The following is a 20,202-nucleotide window of genomic DNA, read 5'->3' on the forward strand; positions in this document are numbered from 1 at the left end:
TCCATGTTGAAGAAATCGTGCAATCTCAGATCAGCGAGGCTTCGGTCAGCCGAACCCAAAACAGCGCGGCTGGAAGCAGGATTTCATCGTTGAAATTATAATTGGGGCTATGCAGGCCCGCACTGTCGCCATTGCCGACGAAGAAGTACGTCCCCGGCTTCTGTTCGAGCATGAACGCAAAGTCCTCGCTTGCTGTGCGCGGACGGAAATCTTCAATAACGGTGTCGTGGGGAAAAGTGCTGAGCGCGACCTGTCGCGCAAATTCCGTCTCGGCTTTTGCATTGATCAGGGCAGGAAAGCCCCACTGATAATTGACATCAGCAACAGCACCAAAGCTTTCGGCTTGTGAGCGCGCGACAGCTTCAATCCGCCGCCGCAACTCTTCACGTACAGTTTGCGAGAACGAGCGGATGGTAATGCCAAGATCGACATGCGCGGGAATGACATTCAACGCATCGCCGCCATGAATGGAGGCCACCGTCACCACACCCATATCAAGCGGATCAAGATTGCGTGCGACCACCGTTTGCAGGGCCAGAACAATGGATGAGGCAACCACAACCGGATCGACCGACTTGTGTGGTTCTGCACCATGACCGCCACGCCCGTTCACACGAATTCTTGCGCGATCCACCGATGCCATCGCGGGCCCGGTCACGAAGCCGAACTTTCCTGCGGGCACACCCGGCCAGTTATGCAAACCATAAACAGCATCGCACGGGAAGCGCTCAAAGAGGCCTTCTTCGATCATGCGTCGGGCACCTGCCCCGATCTCTTCAGCGGGCTGGAAAATCAGATGCACCGTGCCGGAAAAGCAACCAGACTGGGCGAGATATCGAGCCGCTGCCAGTAGAATGGTCGTATGTCCGTCATGGCCACATGCGTGCATCACACCAGAATTGCTGCTTGCGTAATCAAGGCCAGTCGCCTCGATAATCGGCAGGGCGTCCATGTCCGCCCTGATGCCAATGGTCTTGCCGGAGTTGCCACGCTTCAATGTGCCAACCACGCCGGAACCGCCAACGCCGGCTGTAACGTCATAGCCCCATTGCTTCAGATAATCTGCCACCAGAGCAGATGTGCGGGTCTCCTTGAACGCCAGTTCCGGATGGATATGAATGTCGCGACGCAAAGCGATAAACTCGTCGATAAACGAGGCAAGACCTGCCTCGATTTCCAGTTTCCGGTTTACGTCTGGCGACCGTTGAATATTCATGCCGCACCCTTTCGGTGACTTCCGGCATCATTGTTTTCAACGGGCTTCGCATAACGGCTCTGCGGATGCTCCAACCCAAGATTTCCGCGCAGCGTATCGTGTTTCAGGCTGTCTTCATGATATCCGCGCTCTTCCAGAATTGGCAGGACATGGGCAATAAAATCATCCAGCCCTTCGGCAATCACCGGGAAGCCTAGAATGAAACCGTCAGCGGCCTTCTGCTCTTTCCAGAGAATGACTTCGTCGGCAATTTTCTCTGCCGTGCCGATGAAGGAAGTGCGTGGTGTAGCCACATTCAGAGCCACTTCACGCAGACTGAGCTTATTTGCAGCCGCGTCGCGCTTGATGCGATCGGTTGTCGAACGAAAGCTGTTCTTGCCGACATCACCAAGGTCAGGGAAAGGCGCATCGAGATCATAGGCGGTGAAATCATGGTGATCGAAGAAACGTCCGAGATAGGAGAGCGCTTCGTGGATGCTTACGAGATTGCGGATCGCCTGGTATTTCTCTTCGGCTTCAGTTTCGGTTCGTCCAACAATGGGGCCGATGCCCGGATAAATGCCGACATCGTCCTGCGAACGCCCATGGGCAACCGCACTTGCTTTGATCTGCGCATAAAATGTCTGGCTGTCCTTGATGGTGCCGGCATTGGTGAAGACGGCGTCGGCATGTTTGCCCGCAAGTCCTACACCCGCTTCGGAAGCACCGGCCTGAAAGATAACAGGCTGGCCCTGAGGCGAGCGCTGGATATTGAGCGGCCCTTCAACCGAGAAGAAGCGCCCCTTGTGGTCGAGCCGATGGAAACCTTCGGGTTTGTAAAACTGTCCGCTTTCGCGATCGCGAACGAACGCATCTTCATCCCATGAATCCCAAAGACCTTTGGTCACTTCAAGATATTCATCGGCGATTTCATAACGAAGCGCGTGCTCGGGATGTGGCTTGCCATAGTTACGGCCTGACCCTTCGAGCGGTGTTGTCACCACATTCCAGCCCGCACGTCCGCCGGAGATGAGATCAAGCGATGCGAATTGCCGCGCGATCGTAAACGGGTCGCTATAGGACGTCGAAACCGTGCCTGCGAGACCAATGCGCTTTGTGTTTGCAGCGAGCGCTGAAAGGACCGTCAAAGGCTCAAAGCGATTGAGAAAATGCGGAATGGAAATCTCGTTGATATAAAGCCCGTCCGCGATGAAGGCGAAGCTGATGCCAGCCTCTTCGGACTTGCGTGCCGCATCAATGAAAAACTGAAGATTCACGCTGGCATCTGCCGGCCCGGATGGATGTTTCCAGGCATTCATATGTCCGCCTGCACCCTGCAGCATCACACCGAATCTAATCTGCTTGGAACTCATTTGAGGTACTCCCTATAGCCAGTGGCTTTGGATCAGGCGGCAATAGCCAGACGTTCGCCTGCGAGGCTTTCGATGGCAGCTATTCTTAGTTCATGAGAAACAGCGGGAAACTCGAGCACAAACTCAGCCACCCCATATTGCTCGTGCAGTTCATCGAGCTTCTGCTTCACTTGTTTTGCTGAACCCGCGAGCACATTTGGATGTTTTTCTTCAACCCGATAATCAGTCTCTCCAGCCTGCCGCGCAAACTCGGCGGCTGCCTCCTGTGTGCCAACCGAAACTGATTGTCCGGAGGTGAGATGAACCTTGAAGATTTTAATTTTCGAAACCGCAGCATCAACCGCGTCTTGGCTCTCGGCAACGACCGCACCAAGCGCCAGCACGGGCACTTTTCCAGTCACATTGTGATAGGCGTCGAACGTCTTCTGCAGATTGGCAGTATCGCCGTTCAAATGACCGGCATAAACAAAATCCCAGCCGGAATGCGCGGCGAGCAACGCGCTTTCAGGGCTTGCACCCAGCACGAATTTTTCCGCAGACACCTGTGGTTTGGGAGTTGCGACCAGTCCTTCAAACGGGCCGGAAGTGATCTTGTCACCGCCAAGAAATGCGCTGAGCTGTTCAAGCTTGCTGTTAAAATCGAGCCGTTTTTCGCTGCCTGTTTCCTGCTGCAAGGCCTTGGTTGACAATGGAAGTCCGCCTGGAGCCTTGCCGACACCGAGATCAACGCGTCCGCGCCCAAGGGCTGCTAGAAGGTTGAAGTTTTCGGCAACTTTGTAAGGGCTGTAATGCTGCAGCATCACGCCGCCGGAACCAATCCTGATCCGCTTTGTCGATGCCAGAAGATAGGAAACAAGCACCTCAGGTGAAGGCCCGGCCAGCTCATCCGCGTGATGGTGCTCCGCAACCCAGAACCTCTTGTAACCCGACTGCTCCGCAGCCTGCGCATAAGAAACTGTATTTGCGAGCGCTATTTCCGCGCTCCCTGATTGCGCCACCGGGCTCTTGTCGAGAAGGCTTAACTGATAGGGCATCGGCACATCCACTTTCGCTGACCATCGCAATTTCGGGCAGAACCCTAGACGCTGCGCGCGAACATGGATCAGCCGAGCGTAGTTTCTCGGCTTCGTGACAAAATCTCAAAGATCAGGCGACTGAAATATGCGGTATTGGGGCAAATTTATTCTGTGTCGGTGGAATATGTTGAAACGGACTGTTTGATGGCAGTCTGGTCCACCTTTCCTTATGAAAAATGATTGAAAATTCTCACAGCGGCTAAAATGTACTGCCGCTGTGATTTATCATTGGGTTGAATTTAGAGATAGCGACGTGGATTGGCTGCGAGATAGAACGTATTGATTAGCGTATTGATATCGAACACAGGCAAGCCGGATTCCGCCGCAACATACGATGAAAACGGGCACATATTGGTGCATTCAAGCAGAATAGCGCCTGGGTTTTCGCAACTCGCCATAAATTCCCGCGTCATTTCCAGCATTTCTTCCTTCAACACTTCCGTGTCGAGATAATCGCGACCTTCAATATAGGTCTGTGGAAACTCGGCATTCTGCTTCATTCCCTGCACCTGCACAGGGATTACATCGGACGACCAGCCAACGCCTTTGAAATGCGCGTCATTCATATGATGCGCTCGCTCAGTGAAGACACCGATGACTTTACCAGGTGGCAGCATGGCGTGAATAATCGGCGCCTGCATCAGCGATGATGTGAAGACCGGAATGTTGACCGCTGCGGCAATATCTTTCTGGAACGGCCCCAAAAAACCACAGCTTGTGGTAATGGCGCGTACGCCCTCCGCTTCGAGTTCGCGTGCCGCCTCGATGAATGGTTCGATCAGTTTTGGATCAGGATTTTTGCCCATGATACGTGTGGCATGTGCACCTTTTACTGTCTTGTAACGCACAGGAAAATCATAGGACAGCGCATTGCCGATATCGCCAGCAGGACGAGGGAAAATCGTGTCCAGCATCAGCACACCTATTTGCTGGCCATAATTGGTGAAGCCACCTTTGAGCATCATAGTTTCATTCCTCTGAACTCAGGATAATCAAAGCATTTCCAGCAAAAGTGCGAAGCGGTTTTGCGTAGGGATAATGCGTAAAAACAAAAAGATAGAGCGGTTCAATATTAACTGGAACCGCTCTAACAACCGAAGCGCGCGGGCGAGAAGGCGCGAACGCTGTCTGATGGGGGTACGTTGTTGATTGCGTCGAGAACGATCTCAGCGGTTTTGGGGGCTGCAGCGATCCCAATATGACCGTGACCGAAGGCGGCAATGATCCCCGGATGGTGCGTAAGTTTGCCTATCACCGGAACGCCATCTGCAGGCGACGGGCGATGCCCCATCCAGAGTTTGAGATGCTGCAGATCCTGCTTTTCCAAATTGGGATAGCTCGCCAATGCGTGCTTAAGCAGCACCTCCGAGCGTCGCCAGTCGGGCGCTTTCTCCACCGTTGCCAGCTCGACCTGACCGGATAAACGCAAACCCATATTGGTGGGTGTATTGCCCATCCGCCCGGTGCTCGGCATGATCGGGATATCAAAGGGAAGCTCGTTCAAGGGCAAGGTCACATGATACCCGCGCTCGCTTTGCATCGGCACATACAAGCCGAGATCGCTCATGATGCGCCCGGAATGGATGCCCGCTGCCAGCACGATATAATCGGCGGCGATACTCTCATCATTATCGAGCACAACACGCGGCGAAACACCTGTGAGAACTTTTACGACGTTCTTTCGAATAAAACGAACGCCTGCCTTTTCCGCTTGCGCTGCAATACCCGCAACATAGCCTCCAGTATCAAGACAATGCGCGCCTTCCTTTACATGAATGGCGAAGCGAAAATTGCCTCCAAGCGCAGGAATACGTTCACGCAATTCTGCTTCCTGCCATTCGTCGAACAGAATACCGTTATCACGACGCAGCTGCCAGCTGAGAGCCTCAGCCTCAAAGGCTGCACGATCAGGATAGGCGTAAAGCAGGCCCTTCTGCACGATGAGATGTTCCTGCCCGGTCTTACTGGCCAGCTCAAGGTGGCGTTTCGGTCCATCATTAAGCAGCCAGTTGAGCTTGGCAGCAGTTTTTGTCACCCGCGATTTTGTGGCCCCTGCGAGCAGGAACCGGAGAAGCCATGGTGTCAGCCTTGGGACCGATTTCCAGTCAAGGGTCAGTGGCCCGTTGCGATCAAGCAGAAATCCGGGGACCTGCCGCCACAAGCCAGGCATACTCATGGGAATGATCGAGGCGGGACTGATCCAGCCACCGTTTCCGTAGCTTGCACTTTGCTCTCCGCCCGGTTCTGAGCCGTCGCAAAGCGTTACTTTCAAACCGGCATCAGCGAGCCGCAAGGCGGTGGTGGAGCCGATAATGCCAGCCCCGACGACAATTACATTGCCTGTCATGACATTTATCCGTTCTGTGCGTGCATTTATGCGAGACCGCCGTGGAAATGGCTCAGAAACTCTCGGGTTGCGGGTTCATGCGGCTCATTGATCACCTGACGGGCATCGCCGGTTTCAACGACGTAACCGTCCTGCATGAAGATGACCTTGTCAGCGACATCACGAGCAAAGGCCATTTCATGGGTCACAAGGATCATCGTCATGCCCTGCTCGGCCAGTTGTCGTATGACCGCCAGAACTTCACCGACCAGTGCTGGATCGAGAGCCGATGTTGCCTCGTCAAACAGCATCACATCGGGGCGCATCGCGAGCGCCCTTGCAATCGCAACGCGCTGTTTCTGACCGCCCGAGAGCTGCTCTGGTCTGGCGTCCGCACGGGCTGCAAGCCCGACCTTTTCCAACAGTTCCATGGCCAGTTCGCGGGCAGCCTTTTTGTCCTGTTTGAGAACAGTGACCGGCCCAATCATGACGTTATCGAGAACGCTCATATGCGGAAACAGATTGAAGTTCTGAAACACCATCCCGGTATTGGCGCGGAATGCCGCTAGATATTTGTCCGTGAGCGACACGTCCCCGGACGAGAAATCGATTTTCTGCTGACCAATTGCGATGTAACCCGCATCCGGCAGCGAAAGCAGATTAAGACTGCGGAGCAGTGTCGATTTGCCGGAGCCACTTGGCCCGATCAGCGCAACCACCTGCCCGCGCTCAACTGTGAGACTGATATTGCGCAGCACCTCAATGTCGCCAAAAGACTTTTTCAGCCCACGCACTTCGATCATCGGTTCAGCATTCATGGCTTATCTCCACAAGGCTTGCTTGCTTCATTCGGCTCATCATTTCAGCCTGCCTTCCAGCCCATGGGCGAGCCGTGTCAGAGGGAACAGGACAGCGAGATAAAGCACTGCAATCAGGGTGTAGGTTTCAAGCGGCCGATAGGTAGCCGAAGTAACCAGCTGGCCCTGATAAAGAAGATCAGGCACAGCAAGGACCGACAAAAGCGATGTGTTTTTCAGCTGAAGCACAGACTGGTTGACCAGTGGCGGCACCATGCGGCGCAGTGCCTGCGGTAGAATAATCTTGCCCATCAGCTGGCCGCGACGCATACCGATTGCACGCCCTGCATCCCACTGCCCCGCATCAATGGAAACGATGCCGCCACGGATGATTTCCGCATAAAATGCAGCACCATAGAAGGTAAGCGTAATGAAAGCCGCCATGGCAGGCGAAATTTCAAAACCAATCAGCATCGGGAGTGCGTAGTAGCACCAGACCAACTGCACCAGTACCGGCGTACAGCGAAATATCTCAACGACCGTCATAATGGGAACGGTGATGATTTTGTTGCCGGAAAGCCTGCCAAGAGCAAAGACTGTTCCAACGAATATGCCCGAGAGTACGGTTATAATCGTAAAACCGACCGTGTAGGCCAGGCCTTGGAGGAATAATCCCCGATACTGCCAAAGGCCGGAAAAGTCCCATTGATAGTCCATTAATTCACTCTTTCTGACATCCCGGCGAAGGCACGGGAAGACGTTGAGCTGAACAGCCAATGCCCCAGCGACAGGACATCGAACACCGGCAAGCCACATGTTTTTGCGACTGCTTGTGCAAATGGCGGCATGTTTGTGCACTCAAGAACAACGGCACCAAGATTGGGTTCGCGTAACTTCAGCTCTTGTGCGGCGTTTGTAATTTCAGTTTCAAGAGCCGAGCGATCATAAGTTCCGCTGCCTTCAATCAACTCGCGAAAGGCACCACCGCCTGGCATGCCAATCCTTGGCGTGCGGATGCTGGCACCACAGGCGGCGAAGATTGCATCGTCAAGGCTCGCTTCATCATAGGTGATTACCCCCACCGCGCGCTGCGGACCGACCAATGTGCTGACCATCGGCAACTGAAGCAGGCTGGAGGTAGCAATCGGCACCGACAGTTTTCCGTTTAAAGTGCCTTGGTGGCGCGCCATGAAGCCGCAAGAGGTAACGAGCGCCCTGCATCCTTCAGCAATCAGAGCCTCGCCAGCAATAACGAAGTCTTCGATCAACCCCGCACCACCCTGACGAATGATCTTGTCGGGTGATGCTCCGCTTACCTTCTTGAACCTTACCGGCATCTCCCATGATGCCGGATTCCCGACATCTCCGGGCGGACGCGGAAAGCCGGTGTCAAGCATGATGACACCGAGTGATCTTTGCTGATGCTGCATGATGGTTGACGCGTCAGAACTTCAAAGTTGGCGGCAAGTCAGATGGCTGCACACCCACTAGCGAAAGGCTGTTGACGATCCATTCATTGACCTTGCCGTCTTCACGACGTTTTTTGAGCCAAACGTCAACGTAGTCGCGGAATTCGCCGTTTGCATCTTTGCGCACGCCAATCGTGGTGGGTTGGCTATCCAGCGGCTCAGGAACAAATACTCTAAATTTGTCGCCAAGCTTATGCGCCGTCACAACAGACATCAGTGCGACCTGCACGATTACATCGGCCCGACCAGATTGTAGAGCGATAACGGTTTCATCCGCACCTTTAAGCGCGACAAGCGTGCAATTGGGCAACGTTTTGCGAGCGAAGAGATCCTGCGTAGAACCGAGATCAACCGTGACGCGGATTTCAGGCTTGTTCAGCTCTTCCCAGTTTTTGATCTCACGATCCTTGCTGGTGATGACGGAAAAGACATTGTCCATCATAGCTTCGGTGAAGTCGACCGATTTCGCACGTTCAGGATTATTGCTGAGAGCAAACATAATGTCGATCTTGCCACCTTGAAGGTCCATGACGGAGTTGCCCCAGGTGGTTTCGACCATTTCCAGCGGCACACCAATATATTCGGCGAGGTCCTTGCCCATGGAAACGCAGAAACCGTCCCATTCACCAGTGGCGAGGTTTTTCTGGTAGTACGGCGGTGTGCCGTTGAATACGCCGATGCGCAGCGCGCCCCGGTCCTTGATGGATTTCAGTGTCACGCCGTCTTCGACAGCCCACGAAAAGCCGGGCGCAAGCATGGCAGCAGTGCCGCCCAAAAGCGTTGTCTGGATAAACTTACGTCTATTCATCGTTGTTTCCCTCTTGTTGAACCGAGCATTACTGTGCGCCTGAATGCGCCAGGCTGCTTTCTCTATTAAATTTATTGGAAAGTACCACTGAGTAACTGACGTTCTCGATTCCTTCGATCTGTGCCAGCTCTTCAATCAATGCCTCCAGATCTTCGAGAAATCCTACATGAACCCGACACAATATATTCGCCGGACCGCTGATGGCATCTGCTGTAAGAATTTCCGGATAAGCGCGTAACGCCGCAAACAAGCGCTGCACTATGCGTTGTGAAGCTGTGATGAACAGATAAGCGGAGATGCTGTTGTCATCCTTGGTCCGACGGACGATAGCCCGGTATCCCAATATGACGCCGCGCCGTTCCAGACGGCCTATTCGTTCCTGAACACTCGATCGGGCAAGGCCCACGCGCCTTGCCAGTTCACTCGCCGGGAGACGTGCATTTTCCTCCAGGATACTGACCAGATTTCGGTCGATACTATCACCGTAGTCCATCGTGTTCCCTTATGTTTATTTGTAATGAGAATGCGGCGCTTTCTCATCAAATAAAAGCATTGAAAATTGGATTAAGCATGAATTAAACTCATGATTAGAATCTGAGGAAACCCATGCGCCGCTTTCTTCCTTCTCTTTCAGCTCTGCATGCTTTCGATGCGTCGGTGCGCTATCTGAGCTTCACACGCGCATCGGAAAATCTCGGCATGACGCAAAGCGGCGTCAGCCGTCAGATTCAAAATCTTGAGTCTTTTCTCGGTCTTAAGCTATTTGAACGGGCGGGGCCGCGTTTGGTTCTCACGGAAGAAGGACAGAGTTACTACGAGGAAGTTTCGCGTATTCTCGCAAAACTTGAAGAAGTTTCTATGGATGCAGTGCGTGGTTATAAAACGCAGAGCCTGCTCAAAGTTGGCCTGCCGCCGACACTAATGCGGAAATGGGCGCCGAGCATCATCAGCACCTTCGCCCGGACATATCCTCAAATATGGTTCGAGGTGTTTCCCTGCTCACATGATCTCGACTGGGGTAAATCCGATCTCGATCTGGCCATACTGCGCGGCATTGGCAATTGGGCCAATGTGCGCAGCCATCTGCTGTTTCCTGAAGAATTGGTGGTGATCGGTTCACCGGAAATTGTACCCGAGAACGGACTGACCGGAGATGTCGAATTGCTCGACTTTCCGCTGATCCAGAACTCAAACAGGCCAAGCCTGTGGCTGCACTGGCTGCGGGGTGCAGGTATTCATTACAACAAGCGTATCTTTGGGCCGCGCCTGCCAACACATGATGTAATCATCGAATGTGCTGTTGCAGGTATGGGGCTTGCAATCGCACCTAAAATTTTAGTGCAGGAGGAACTGCAGTCCAGAAAACTCAAGCTGGCACTTGAGCGCGTACAGACATCTGGCGAGAGCTATTTTCTCTGCTCAGCGCAGGCGCGGCAGGGCTCGAAAAATGTCCGACTGTTCCGCGACTGGTTCATTGCAGAAGCAAAACGCCACAAACATCATCTGCCTGTGGCGTCATCAGTTTAGATGTAAGAACGCTCAACTGGCTTCAGGTTGAGCGGATCTTCACCGCGCTTTAAAAGCCAAGAATAAACTGGCGGCACCCGGTCAGCTATCGATTCAACATGGACGTCGATAAAACACGGCCCGTCTTTCCAGGCAAAGGCTTCCGCCATCGCTTGGTCAACCTCATCGGCGGTTTTGGCGGTCCATGCCTTCAAGCCGTAGGCCTCGGCAATTGCCTGACCTTTGGGCGCAAGAAAATCGACACCGAAGCACTGGTTATGCCCCTTTAATCGATGCAGGCCTTTGATCCAGCCGAAAGTCGCATTGTTGAACAAAATAAGGATCGCGGGCACCTGCAAACGCACCAGCGTTTCAAGCTCGCCTACCGTCATGCCGAATGATCCATCGCCGAACAGTCCAATCGGTCGCTTGTCAGGATCGGCTCGCCAAGCACCGACAGTGGCAGGAAGTGCTGATCCAAGACCACCAAAAGCACGCGGAATGGCAAACCGTGTTTCCTGATCGTTGATCTTGAGAAAACGCGTCATATAGGGCGTGGGTGTGCCTGCGTCAGAGTAAATCAGGGCTGGTTGGCTCGACTGGCTGAGCGCTTCGTTGAACGAACGCACAACACGTTCAGGGCGCAAAGGAACACGCTCGTCGTTCAATGCTTCCTCGGCATGTTCCCAGAAGATGCGCCTATGGGCGTTCAATTCTTCGATCCAGCTATCGTGCTTTTTGGGCTCAATCGTCAACTCGATCTGCAGCAACTCATCCAACACCAGCAATGCATCGCCCTGAATAGAGAGCAGATTTTCGTAATTATTGGCTATTATTTCAGGCGAAATATCAATTTGCGCAAGACGTCTGTTGAGTGTGATCTTTGGGAAAGTCCAGCCAATCGTCACAACAGAACCAATGCGGGAACCCACAAACAATGTGAAATCGGAATGTTCCAACGCCCAGTTGGCATGAGGATGATAGCCATTATCTCCGATCACGCCGATGGCCAGACGATGATCATCGTCAATCGCACCCTGCCCCGTCATCGTTGTGCACATTGGAATATTATACTTCTCGGCCAGCCTTGAAATCTGCTCACCGGATCTAGCGCGATTAACACCACCACCCGCCACGATCAAAGGTCGATCTGCTTTCGCAATCAGTTCGAGCAGTTCTTGCAGCTTCTGTTTTGGCGGCAGTGTCGGGAATGCCGGGAAGGTTTTGCACTCTTCTTCGACATGCAACGATATCCGCGCCGGATCAACCTCCGCAAGAAGCATATCTTCGGGAATCTGGAGATGCACCGCGCCCGGTTTACCGGAACAGGCAACACGAAACGCACGACGAATGATTTCGGGCAGTTTTTCGGCCGATTTCACCTGCACCGAGAGCTTGGTCACAGGCTCAAACAGTTTTGCGCAATCAAGCTCGGTGAGAACACCGCGCCCTTCTCCCGGCAAAGGAATATCAATGGTCAGGAGAATAACAGGTATTGACGATCCATTCGATTCAGCGACCGGCGGCAGCGAATACATAGCGCCTGCGCCCGACGGACATTCAAAGACCCCGGGCTTGTTTGTAAAACGTCCATAGGCATCGGCCATATATCCGGCGGAGCGTTCATCGCGCGCCATGATATGACGTATTTCGCCCTCCCGCTGCTGCAGAGCTTCATACAGAGGCACGTTGGTATCGCCCGGCACCCCGAAGATTGTCTCAACGCCATAGCCAATCAACATTTGGACCAAAATATCTGCGCCGCGCATTCTCTACTCCTTTGGAATCGTGTTGGCGCAGCTTAGGTGCAATTTATTTCGGCCTGGACCGGCGGATCGGCGGCCCTATCTTAGGAGCGCCGACGAAACGCAGGCGCGCTACGGCGATAACGCCGCCCAAAACACCGCCCATTGGAGGAGCCGGTACAATATTTGTGACGTTATATGCCCGCGCCACGAAGCAGATTAAGCCGTGATTTACGTTTCTTAGGCGGCTCTGGTTCCTGAAACCGCAGCGAACGCGCCAACGCACTCAGTAAATCCGTTTGCGAAATGAGCCCCTGAACAATGTTGTCCTGATCCGTAACCATAATTGCATGAGAGCGACCGTCTGTCAGCAGCGGCACCAGTTTAACAACCGGATCATCTTTTTGCGCCTTTACAGCATTGATCATTAAAACACCGACATTTGCCGCAATTTGGTTCAGCTCGCGCAACCCGATAGTGCCAAGCAGCTTTCCCTGTTCGCCAACCACCGGCAAGGTGCGAATATTGTGCTCTAGCAGCAAGCGCCGCGCTTCGTCTGGGCTGTCGTGCTCGGCGATGCTGATAACATCGCGCGACATGATGTCTTTGGCCGTCACTGTACCATGGGTGCGGATAAGCGCCTGCAACTCGACCTGCCTTAACAGTCGGTCCAGATCACCCGGGTCAATATCAAACGTCTCATCGACTTCTTTCAGCGCCGAAGCAACGTCGTCAGACGTAAAACCGACCCGCAAAGGAGCAGGAAGGTCATTGGTCTTATGGGTATTGGCAGGGGCCGCAACGGGCACATGCGGATATTTCCGCCCAGCCAGTTTGTGAAAGGCGATGCCAAGGGCAACCAGCAACACAGAGTTCAACCCGACGGGTATGAAAGCAAAGTGATAGCCCAAATCGGTCACGTTTGAGCCACCAATAATAGCTGTCAAAGCGGCAGCGCCACCTGGAGGATGCAAGCAACGCGAAAGCGACATGATCGCAATAGCCAGAGCAACACCGACCCCGATGGCAATCAACGGATTACCTATGAAACGAACAACTGTGATGCCGACAAGCGCCGAGATCACATTTCCTCCGATGACTGACCAAGGTTGTGCCAGTGGACTGGCGGGAACTGCAAATATCAGCACTGCAGAAGCGCCGATTGGTGCCACGATCAAAGGCAGTCCAATCCCCTTACCCACAACGAGTGCGGTTATTAGACCCGTCAGGCAAATGCCGATCAATGCGCCAAGACTGCCAATTAACCGGTCGCGCAGATTGGCACCCGCCAATATGGGCACAAAAAGCCGAAAACCGTTGAACATCATCGGTTCCTGTTTCTAACCGTGAGCAAGAATATTTATCGATCCCAACAAATTCAGTAACCGGAACAAGGAACGATGTCGCGCAGGCTTATATCAAGTTGCCCCCGATTACGAGAATGCATTTTCATCAACGGCACAAACTTTAAACCTACGGCTCAAATTCAAGTGAACTCTATCAATGCGAATTTCATGGCTTTAGAGCATTTCCAGCAAAAGTGGGAACCGGTTTTGCGTTCGGAAATGCGTAAAACAAATAGTTACAGCGGTCCCAACGATTCAATATTAACTGGAGCCGCTGTAAGCTTCGCAAAAACAAAGAGATAGAGTTAATTCTTCAGACTCGCTAAAGAACTTCTGCCTGTTTCAAGTATCAAGGACGACTCGCATGAAATCGAGCATCATCACCTCGCAAGGCCGTGTAGCAGACCGTACTCCCGGCGCTATTCCGGGGGCCCTCGCCGTCGCCAACGCTCTGGCAGCACGTTACGATCTTTCCATAAAGACGGTTGGCACACCTGCACCTGCTGTCTCCGATGACTGGAGCGAAGCACTTCCGCAAGCGCGTGAAACGCTCAAAGGTCTTGCGGCAGCTGTTTCCGAAGAACTGACCGCTGGACGCAGACCGCTCCTTGCCACCAACACCTGTTCGGCAAGCCTTGCGACCATTCCACAAGCAGCCAGCCAGATAGATGGACTGACCGTTCTGTGGGTCGATGCACATGGCGATTTCAACACGCCGGAAACAACCGGATCAGGCTACATGGGCGGAATGGCGCTCGCTGGTATCTGCGGACTTTGGGATAGCGGACACGGCGGCAATGTAACACCTGAAAAGGTGGTGATTTTCGGAGCGCGCGACATTGATCCAGATGAAATGGAAACGCTCAATCGCAACAATGTAACTGTGATCAGGCCCGAAGCCGCGAATGCACAGTCGCTTTTAACGGCGATCGGTGCAGGCCCGGTCTGGGTACACATTGACTGGGATGTCATGGAGCCGGGGCTAATTCCAGCCGCTTATGCAATCGTAAATGGTTTGCTCGCGCCACAACTGCGCGATGCACTGGCCGCAATTCCTTCGTCGCAGATAGCGGCTATCGAACTTGCAGAATTTGAATTGCCAGAACACCAGCAATCAGCTGATCGTGCCCTTGACCTGATCCTTGAAATCACCGCTCCGCTTTATGAAAACATTGGAGCTTGATACCGATTGGAGCGCCTGAATTGAACAGGATTTTACTCTGGCGCTCTTTTCTATGACGATCAGAAAATGGAAGCAATGCGTGCAGGCTTCGATGATGAAGACATGCTCGTCACAACGACCATCTTGTCAAATTCACCACGTTTGAACGCATTTAGAAACCGCTTATAATCTTTGAACACCACACAGCCATTTGAATCGCCAGCGCGGCGCAGCATATAGGTATGGGCCAACAGTCCGTCCCGATTATACGGGTTGCGTCCATCGGCAGGAAGCAAACGCACAGCTTCAACACCGTGGAAAAGACTTTCCCGCATACGAAGCTTATAGGTGCTCGGCGGCGTGGCCCCGCGCATCTTCTGGTCAACATAACGCGGGTTGTCGCGCATGTGGCCCATGCCTGAATGGGCTTCCAGCTTTTCACCGCTAGGCAGATAAACTGTCGCTGCGGAGATATCATAAATCGCCGTCTTGTTACGCGCTGCCTGACCGAAGAGCCGACCAAAAAGGCCGCGTTGAATATTCTCGGTTTGGCCACTTGGAGGCGCATAAGCCAGCTGTGTTTTTTCCTGTTTTTCAGGCTTTGCAACAGTTGGTTTATCGATGATGGGCTTCTGGCCAGGAAAAGGAACTTCGTCAGGCACGAAGCTGTCTGTATCATTTTCAATAGGCGCACGCGCCATTTGTGTATCTGGTGCAGCCACCGGAACGGGAACCGCATCGCCGGATGACAAAGCAGCCACTGAACTTTCAGTATAATCTTGTGCAGCCATCTGCGCCGTTTTCGAGGCTGACTCCAAAACGGCCGGAGAAATCACATCTTGGATGGGCGCAAGCTGTGCCACGCGCTCCTCGCGCGGTTCAGTTATCACGGTCACCGCAACCGGCACGTCTTCTATAACCGATTCAGGACCGACATCTGCAATGATCGCCGCATCCGCAATTGCTTTGTTGCGCCGCCAATCAAGATTGGAATAGGGCGCATCGGCAGTATAGGCTTCGATGAAGCGCTGACGGATAACATGACCCATGCCGATTTTTTGATCTACAACGGCTAATCGATGGGGTGTTGCCGTCGGAAGACGTCGCATGACAGGTGCTAAAGGCACGAAAGCCGGCAGAACGGCTTCTACAGTACCCAACGCGGTCATAAGACAGCTACCTGCCAGAAGGCCGGTACCCAACAGACCTGCAATACGCAAAATACCTTTAAATACAAAGGGGTTAGGGATATTAATCCCACGCGGCAAAGCGAAATTATACGTTTCTGTGACGAACGCCATACTACTCGTCCTGAATAATAACTGGTTTTCTCGCTGTCGCTTTGCATGAAAGTTCGGCGGAAAAGCGAAGCAATCATGGCGAAAGTGCTAACTTGAAAGTCACACTCAGCATGCAGAATTATGGTAACTAAATTCTTTACAATCGCTCAGCCGAAACAAAGAAAGTCTGGCTGTCGCTGTCAGGCAGGGTCACTATGCCGTGAGCAAATAGTCGAAATGGCTAACGTTCCGAAACTCAAAACCCTCGACCGCCACGCGATTACGCCCGCGGCGTTTCACGCCTAGAAGGGCAATATCTGCGCGTTCCGCAGTATCCCAAATTGTCTCGTGCTCGCGCATAAGCGCCACGCCAAAACTGCTGGTAATTTTGCGCCCATTTGGCAACATCGAGAAACTATAGCGTGCCACATGATTGCACAGGCGATTGGCAAAGATTTCGCTTTGCTGTGCGCCGCCTTCGACAATCAAGATGAATTCTACGCCACCAACACCTGATCGCCAATAGAATGACCGAATTCATCGTTGATTGCTTTGAAATGGTCGATATCTGCAATGATGACCGCGCGATTATCGCAAGCCGATGTGTTGAGTTTCCTTTGAACAGATCGTTCCAATCCACGACGATTAAGAGCGGCTGTTAGCGGATCAGAGTCACGCTCCCCTTGCAGTTCGTTGATCACGTCAGCGGTCGCAACAACGAGAATAACGAGGCCGAGCAATATACTGATGAATGAGACGGAAATCGTTACAAGAGTCCAGTATTGGGAATTGATCAATTGCTGGGTGCTCTGAACACCATCGAGCATGTTGAAAGTTAGCACGCTTCGGAGAAAGAAATGCAGCGCAAATATCACAAGTAGACTGTGCAATGTCCGCTCGATCCAATTGCCTTCCACTAGTCTCCGAAACTTTATACAAAGGACAGCAATCAGTGCTCCAAGCCCGAAATTTGAAACAACCGCCATATATTTGTAAGCAATACCAGCTTGCCCGAGATAGGCAATTACCACCAATGTAAGCACACTAATCGACGCACCCGTAAACGGGGAAAACTGCTTGCCAAGACGAACCATCACAGCTTCGCAAAAGAAAAGTCCGGCCAGAAGATAGAAGGCAGTTGCTGCAAATACCGCCCCATTTAAGCTCTGCAAAAGATGCAGAACCTGCAGCGGTAAGCCAGCCGCAAAGGTTGCGAATCCCAGTCCAAATAGCAATATGTGCCTGCGTCTGGTGTCGAGCATCCAAACGCCCGACATTGTCGTCGCAAACAACATAATCAAGAGAGGCGGAACAAATTTCACGACAGATGATACCGTTAAATTAAAAATGCATGAAAATCGATATTGATCCCCTTTAAAACGGTAACAAACGATTTAAATCAAGTGGACTATTAGTTTAAATAAGAAGAAACTCCATTTAATTACTTTATTATAAAATAATAGTATTCTAATAATAACCGACAATCAACAGGATCGCTGCGTATATAGAGAATTTTGGATTCTACCGACTTCCAGTTATCCCCAGACATTGATTTTACACACTCGCCAAATATGGCAAGAAACGCCAAGAATACCAACATTACCTGTTACTAAATTTATTGAGGGCTTGGTGACGAAGTTCTGAAATGTCATTTTATCAATACGCACAGCCCCAGCGGAGAAAACATATGCGCCATCAGTTCGACCTTTTTACTCCTCCAGCAGTGGACGGGAGAAAACAGGCGGAACTGCGCCCTACCCGCACCAAACCCGGCAAGACAACCGGTATGGATGAAACGGAAATGGTACAGCGCCTCAAGGACAGTGGTCGTTATCGGATTTTGCAGAGACTCGACCCTGCCCCGATTGTGCCCAATGCTGACAAACTTGCTTTCCCGCGTCTTGGCGTTGTGGTCGATACGGAAACCACTGGCTTGAGTGCCGCACAGGAAGAAATTATCGAGATCGGTGCGGTAGCCTTCCGCTATGCAGATGATGGCTCTATTGGTGATGTCTGCGCCACTTTTGGTGCATTGCAGGAACCATCTAAACCTATTCCAGCGGAGATCACGCGCATTACCGGTATCACCGATGAGATGGTGGCAGGGCAGATGATCCCGCGCGCGAAACTGGAAGCCTTGATCGCAGACGCTGATCTGATCATCGCGCATAATGCGGGTTTCGACCGACCATTTCTTGAGCGATTTTCGCCAACCTTTGCCAACAAGCCATGGGCCTGCTCGGTGAAAGAAATCGATTGGACCGAACGTGGCTTTGAAGGAACCAAGCTTGGCTATCTGATCGGTCAAAGCGGCTATTTTCATAATGGCCACCGCGCCGAGGATGATTGTCAGGCATTGTTGGCGGTGTTGCGCGAAACATCAGGCCGAAAACAAACCCCATTTTCAGAACTGCTCAAAGCCAGCCGCAAATCGCGCCTGCGCATCTATGCTGAAAACAGTCCATTCGAAATGAAGGACAAGCTGAAAGAGCGGCGCTATCGCTGGTCTGATGGCACTGATGGTCGTCCGAAATCCTGGTGGACGGAAGTCGACGAGGACGAACTGGACACGGAACTGGAGTATCTGCGTACGGAAATTTACGGCTGGCGTGATGCCGATCCGCTTATCTTGAAGCTGACCGCCACCGAGCGTTACAAAGAGCGGGCGCCACTCAGATCAAAATAGTAAAAAGGCCGCATTAAGCGGCCTTTTTACTTATCCAATGACTGGCCAAGCCCGTTGCGCTGGCCGCATATCCTCGTAGGCTTTTGCAAGCCTCAACACACCCAGATCATCAAAACGCTGACCGAAAATCTGCAAACCAATGGGCAGACCCTTTGAGGTATAGCCGCAATTGATGGAAACAGCGGGCTGCTCCGACATATTGAGCGAAACCGTAAAGGCGATATGCTCGAATGGACGCTGCGGATCATTGATCGGCGATGCCCATTCTGCCGGATAGGTCGCCATTGGCGCCGTCGGCGAAATGATGAAGTCAAAGCCTTTCGATGCAGCAAGTGCTGCATTGCGCATGGCATCAATCTGGGCGAAGCCTGTGTAGACTTCTTCCCCAGATAGATTTTCTGCGGTTTCGGTCCACTGATAGATATATGGAAGGATTTTCGCACGGTTTACAGTCGTCATCTTCTTAATATCCGACCATGACCGCGCCCGCCAGAAACGATCAAGACCGTCAATCATCGTGCGATTCAAGAACGGCGCAACCGGCTCGATAATGGCGCCCGCGTCGGCAAATAGCTTCGCTGCGGCTTCCACCGCTGCCTTGGTTTCTTCGCCAACCTCTTCACCAAAACCGGCATCCATCCAGAGACCGATCTTCAGGCCCTTCACATCGATATCAAGATCCATCCAGTCAATCGGCTGATAAGGCAAGCTCATGCCGTCACGACGATCTGGTTTTGACAAAACCGACATATAAAGCGCGGTATCGGCAACATCTCGGGTCATAGGACCGGCAACCCGGCCTAAAAATGCCGGATCAATCGGGATACGCCCGAAGGACGGCTTGAGGCCCACAAGACCACACCAGCCAGCAGGCAAACGAACCGAACCACCAATATCTGTGCCGACATGCAAAGGTCCGTAACCGGCAGCAGCAGCACTACCCGCCCCTGCACTTGAACCACCCGGATTGGTGTTCAAATCCCATGGATTACGCGCGAGCTTATGGAAACTTGATAGCCCTGAAGACAACATGCCAAGATCCGGCATGGTCGTCTTGCCGAGCAGCACTCCGCCAGCTTCACGCGTGCGAGCAGCAGCCGGGGCGTCAGCTGCAGCAGGCTTCAACGGCAATGCCGCACAGCCTAGCGGTACGGGCAAACCTTCTGTTGCGATATTTTCTTTGAGCGTCAGCGGCACACCGTCAATTGCGCCCACCGGTTCACCCTTCCCCCAGCGCGCTTCCGATGCTTTTGCCGCTGCACGCGCAGCATCCGGATCATAAGCCCAGAGTGCATTGAGTTTCGGTTCATAGGCTTCAATGCGATTAATAACTGCTTCTGTTACTTCTACCGGAGAAAGCGTCTTGGTTTTATAGGCATCGACAAGCGCAACGGCAGACAAATCTGCAAGATTTGACATTTAAGTTCCCTTTT

Annotated in this window: 17 protein-coding genes and 1 pseudogene; 3 read left to right on the top strand and 15 right to left on the bottom strand. The window is 52.7% G+C overall.

What is annotated here, in order from left to right:
• Positions 1 to 25: 25 nt before the first annotated feature.
• The 10 genes from CES85_RS02535 to CES85_RS02580 all read right to left on the bottom strand — a co-directional run bounded on the left by CES85_RS02535 (position 26) and on the right by CES85_RS02580 (position 9,537).
• Complete coding sequence (locus CES85_RS02535; RefSeq protein WP_095444495.1) at positions 26 to 1,216, bottom strand: M20 aminoacylase family protein; 1,191 nt, start codon at positions 1,214 to 1,216, stop codon at positions 26 to 28.
• Positions 1,213 to 2,568 carry an LLM class flavin-dependent oxidoreductase gene (locus tag CES85_RS02540; RefSeq protein WP_095444496.1) on the bottom strand — a complete coding sequence of 452 codons (1,356 nt, stop codon included), beginning with the start codon at positions 2,566 to 2,568 and terminating at the stop codon, positions 1,213 to 1,215. The genes CES85_RS02535 and CES85_RS02540 overlap by 4 nt, the downstream gene beginning before the upstream one ends.
• A 32-nt stretch (positions 2,569 to 2,600) precedes the next feature.
• Positions 2,601 to 3,602, bottom strand: coding sequence for an MsnO8 family LLM class oxidoreductase (locus CES85_RS02545; RefSeq protein WP_095444497.1), 1,002 nt, complete (start codon positions 3,600 to 3,602; stop codon positions 2,601 to 2,603).
• A gap of 281 nt (positions 3,603 to 3,883) precedes the next feature.
• Entirely contained in the window at positions 3,884 to 4,609 is a 726-nt protein-coding gene (locus CES85_RS02550; RefSeq protein ID WP_095444498.1) for an aspartate/glutamate racemase family protein, read from the bottom strand.
• A 122-nt stretch (positions 4,610 to 4,731) separates the two neighbouring features.
• Positions 4,732 to 5,991, bottom strand: coding sequence for an NAD(P)/FAD-dependent oxidoreductase (locus CES85_RS02555; protein WP_095444499.1), 1,260 nt, complete (start codon positions 5,989 to 5,991; stop codon positions 4,732 to 4,734).
• A 26-nt stretch (positions 5,992 to 6,017) separates the two neighbouring features.
• A complete protein-coding gene (locus CES85_RS02560) occupies positions 6,018 to 6,788 on the bottom strand; it encodes an amino acid ABC transporter ATP-binding protein (protein ID WP_095444500.1) in 771 nt (256 codons plus the stop codon).
• Between the two features lie 39 nt (positions 6,789 to 6,827).
• Entirely contained in the window at positions 6,828 to 7,484 is a 657-nt protein-coding gene (locus tag CES85_RS02565) for an amino acid ABC transporter permease (protein ID WP_012093406.1), read from the bottom strand.
• Positions 7,484 to 8,197: an aspartate/glutamate racemase family protein gene (locus tag CES85_RS02570; RefSeq protein WP_095444501.1), complete on the bottom strand. Its 714-nt coding sequence runs from the start codon at positions 8,195 to 8,197 to the stop codon at positions 7,484 to 7,486. The genes CES85_RS02565 and CES85_RS02570 overlap by 1 nt, the downstream gene beginning before the upstream one ends.
• Before the next feature lie 13 nt (positions 8,198 to 8,210).
• A complete protein-coding gene (locus CES85_RS02575; protein WP_095444502.1) occupies positions 8,211 to 9,044 on the bottom strand; it encodes a transporter substrate-binding domain-containing protein in 834 nt (277 codons plus the stop codon).
• A gap of 28 nt (positions 9,045 to 9,072) precedes the next feature.
• Positions 9,073 to 9,537, bottom strand: a complete 465-nt coding sequence (locus CES85_RS02580; RefSeq protein ID WP_095444503.1) for an Lrp/AsnC family transcriptional regulator — start codon at positions 9,535 to 9,537, stop codon at positions 9,073 to 9,075.
• A gap of 113 nt (positions 9,538 to 9,650) precedes the next feature.
• Between CES85_RS02580 and CES85_RS02585 the strand changes: the two genes are divergently transcribed.
• Positions 9,651 to 10,571: a LysR substrate-binding domain-containing protein gene (locus CES85_RS02585; RefSeq protein ID WP_095444504.1), complete on the top strand. Its 921-nt coding sequence runs from the start codon at positions 9,651 to 9,653 to the stop codon at positions 10,569 to 10,571.
• On the opposite strand, the gene CES85_RS02590 is transcribed toward CES85_RS02585, so the two are convergent.
• Both CES85_RS02590 and CES85_RS02595 read right to left on the bottom strand, forming a co-directional pair.
• Complete coding sequence (locus tag CES85_RS02590; RefSeq protein ID WP_095444505.1) at positions 10,568 to 12,319, bottom strand: thiamine pyrophosphate-binding protein; 1,752 nt, start codon at positions 12,317 to 12,319, stop codon at positions 10,568 to 10,570. The two genes, CES85_RS02585 and CES85_RS02590, sit on opposite strands and share 4 nt — an antisense overlap.
• Positions 12,320 to 12,489: 170 nt before the next feature.
• Positions 12,490 to 13,623 (bottom strand): HPP family protein, encoded by a 1,134-nt coding sequence (locus CES85_RS02595; protein WP_095444506.1) that lies wholly within the window; start codon positions 13,621 to 13,623, stop codon positions 12,490 to 12,492.
• 382 nt (positions 13,624 to 14,005) lie between these two features.
• Here CES85_RS02595 and CES85_RS02600 point away from each other — a divergent pair, with 382 nt between their 5' ends.
• Positions 14,006 to 14,824, top strand: a complete 819-nt coding sequence (locus CES85_RS02600) for an arginase family protein (RefSeq protein ID WP_095444507.1) — start codon at positions 14,006 to 14,008, stop codon at positions 14,822 to 14,824.
• A 59-nt stretch (positions 14,825 to 14,883) separates the two neighbouring features.
• Here CES85_RS02600 and CES85_RS02605 read toward each other — a convergent pair whose 3' ends face one another.
• Positions 14,884 to 16,104 (bottom strand): DUF2778 domain-containing protein, encoded by a 1,221-nt coding sequence (locus CES85_RS02605; RefSeq protein ID WP_095444508.1) that lies wholly within the window; start codon positions 16,102 to 16,104, stop codon positions 14,884 to 14,886.
• A gap of 192 nt (positions 16,105 to 16,296) precedes the next feature.
• A pseudogene (locus tag CES85_RS28140) lies at positions 16,297 to 17,405 on the bottom strand (GGDEF domain-containing protein).
• A 365-nt stretch (positions 17,406 to 17,770) separates the two neighbouring features.
• On the opposite strand from CES85_RS28140, the gene CES85_RS02615 reads away from it, so the two are divergent.
• A complete protein-coding gene (locus CES85_RS02615) occupies positions 17,771 to 18,769 on the top strand; it encodes a 3'-5' exonuclease (RefSeq protein WP_095444509.1) in 999 nt (332 codons plus the stop codon).
• A 30-nt stretch (positions 18,770 to 18,799) separates the two neighbouring features.
• Here CES85_RS02615 and CES85_RS02620 read toward each other — a convergent pair whose 3' ends face one another.
• Positions 18,800 to 20,188, bottom strand: a complete 1,389-nt coding sequence (locus CES85_RS02620) for an amidase (RefSeq protein ID WP_095444510.1) — start codon at positions 20,186 to 20,188, stop codon at positions 18,800 to 18,802.
• Positions 20,189 to 20,202: the final 14 nt, after the last annotated feature.

The sequence above is a fragment of the Ochrobactrum quorumnocens genome, assembly GCF_002278035.1.
GTDB lineage: Bacteria > Pseudomonadota > Alphaproteobacteria > Rhizobiales > Rhizobiaceae > Brucella > Brucella quorumnocens.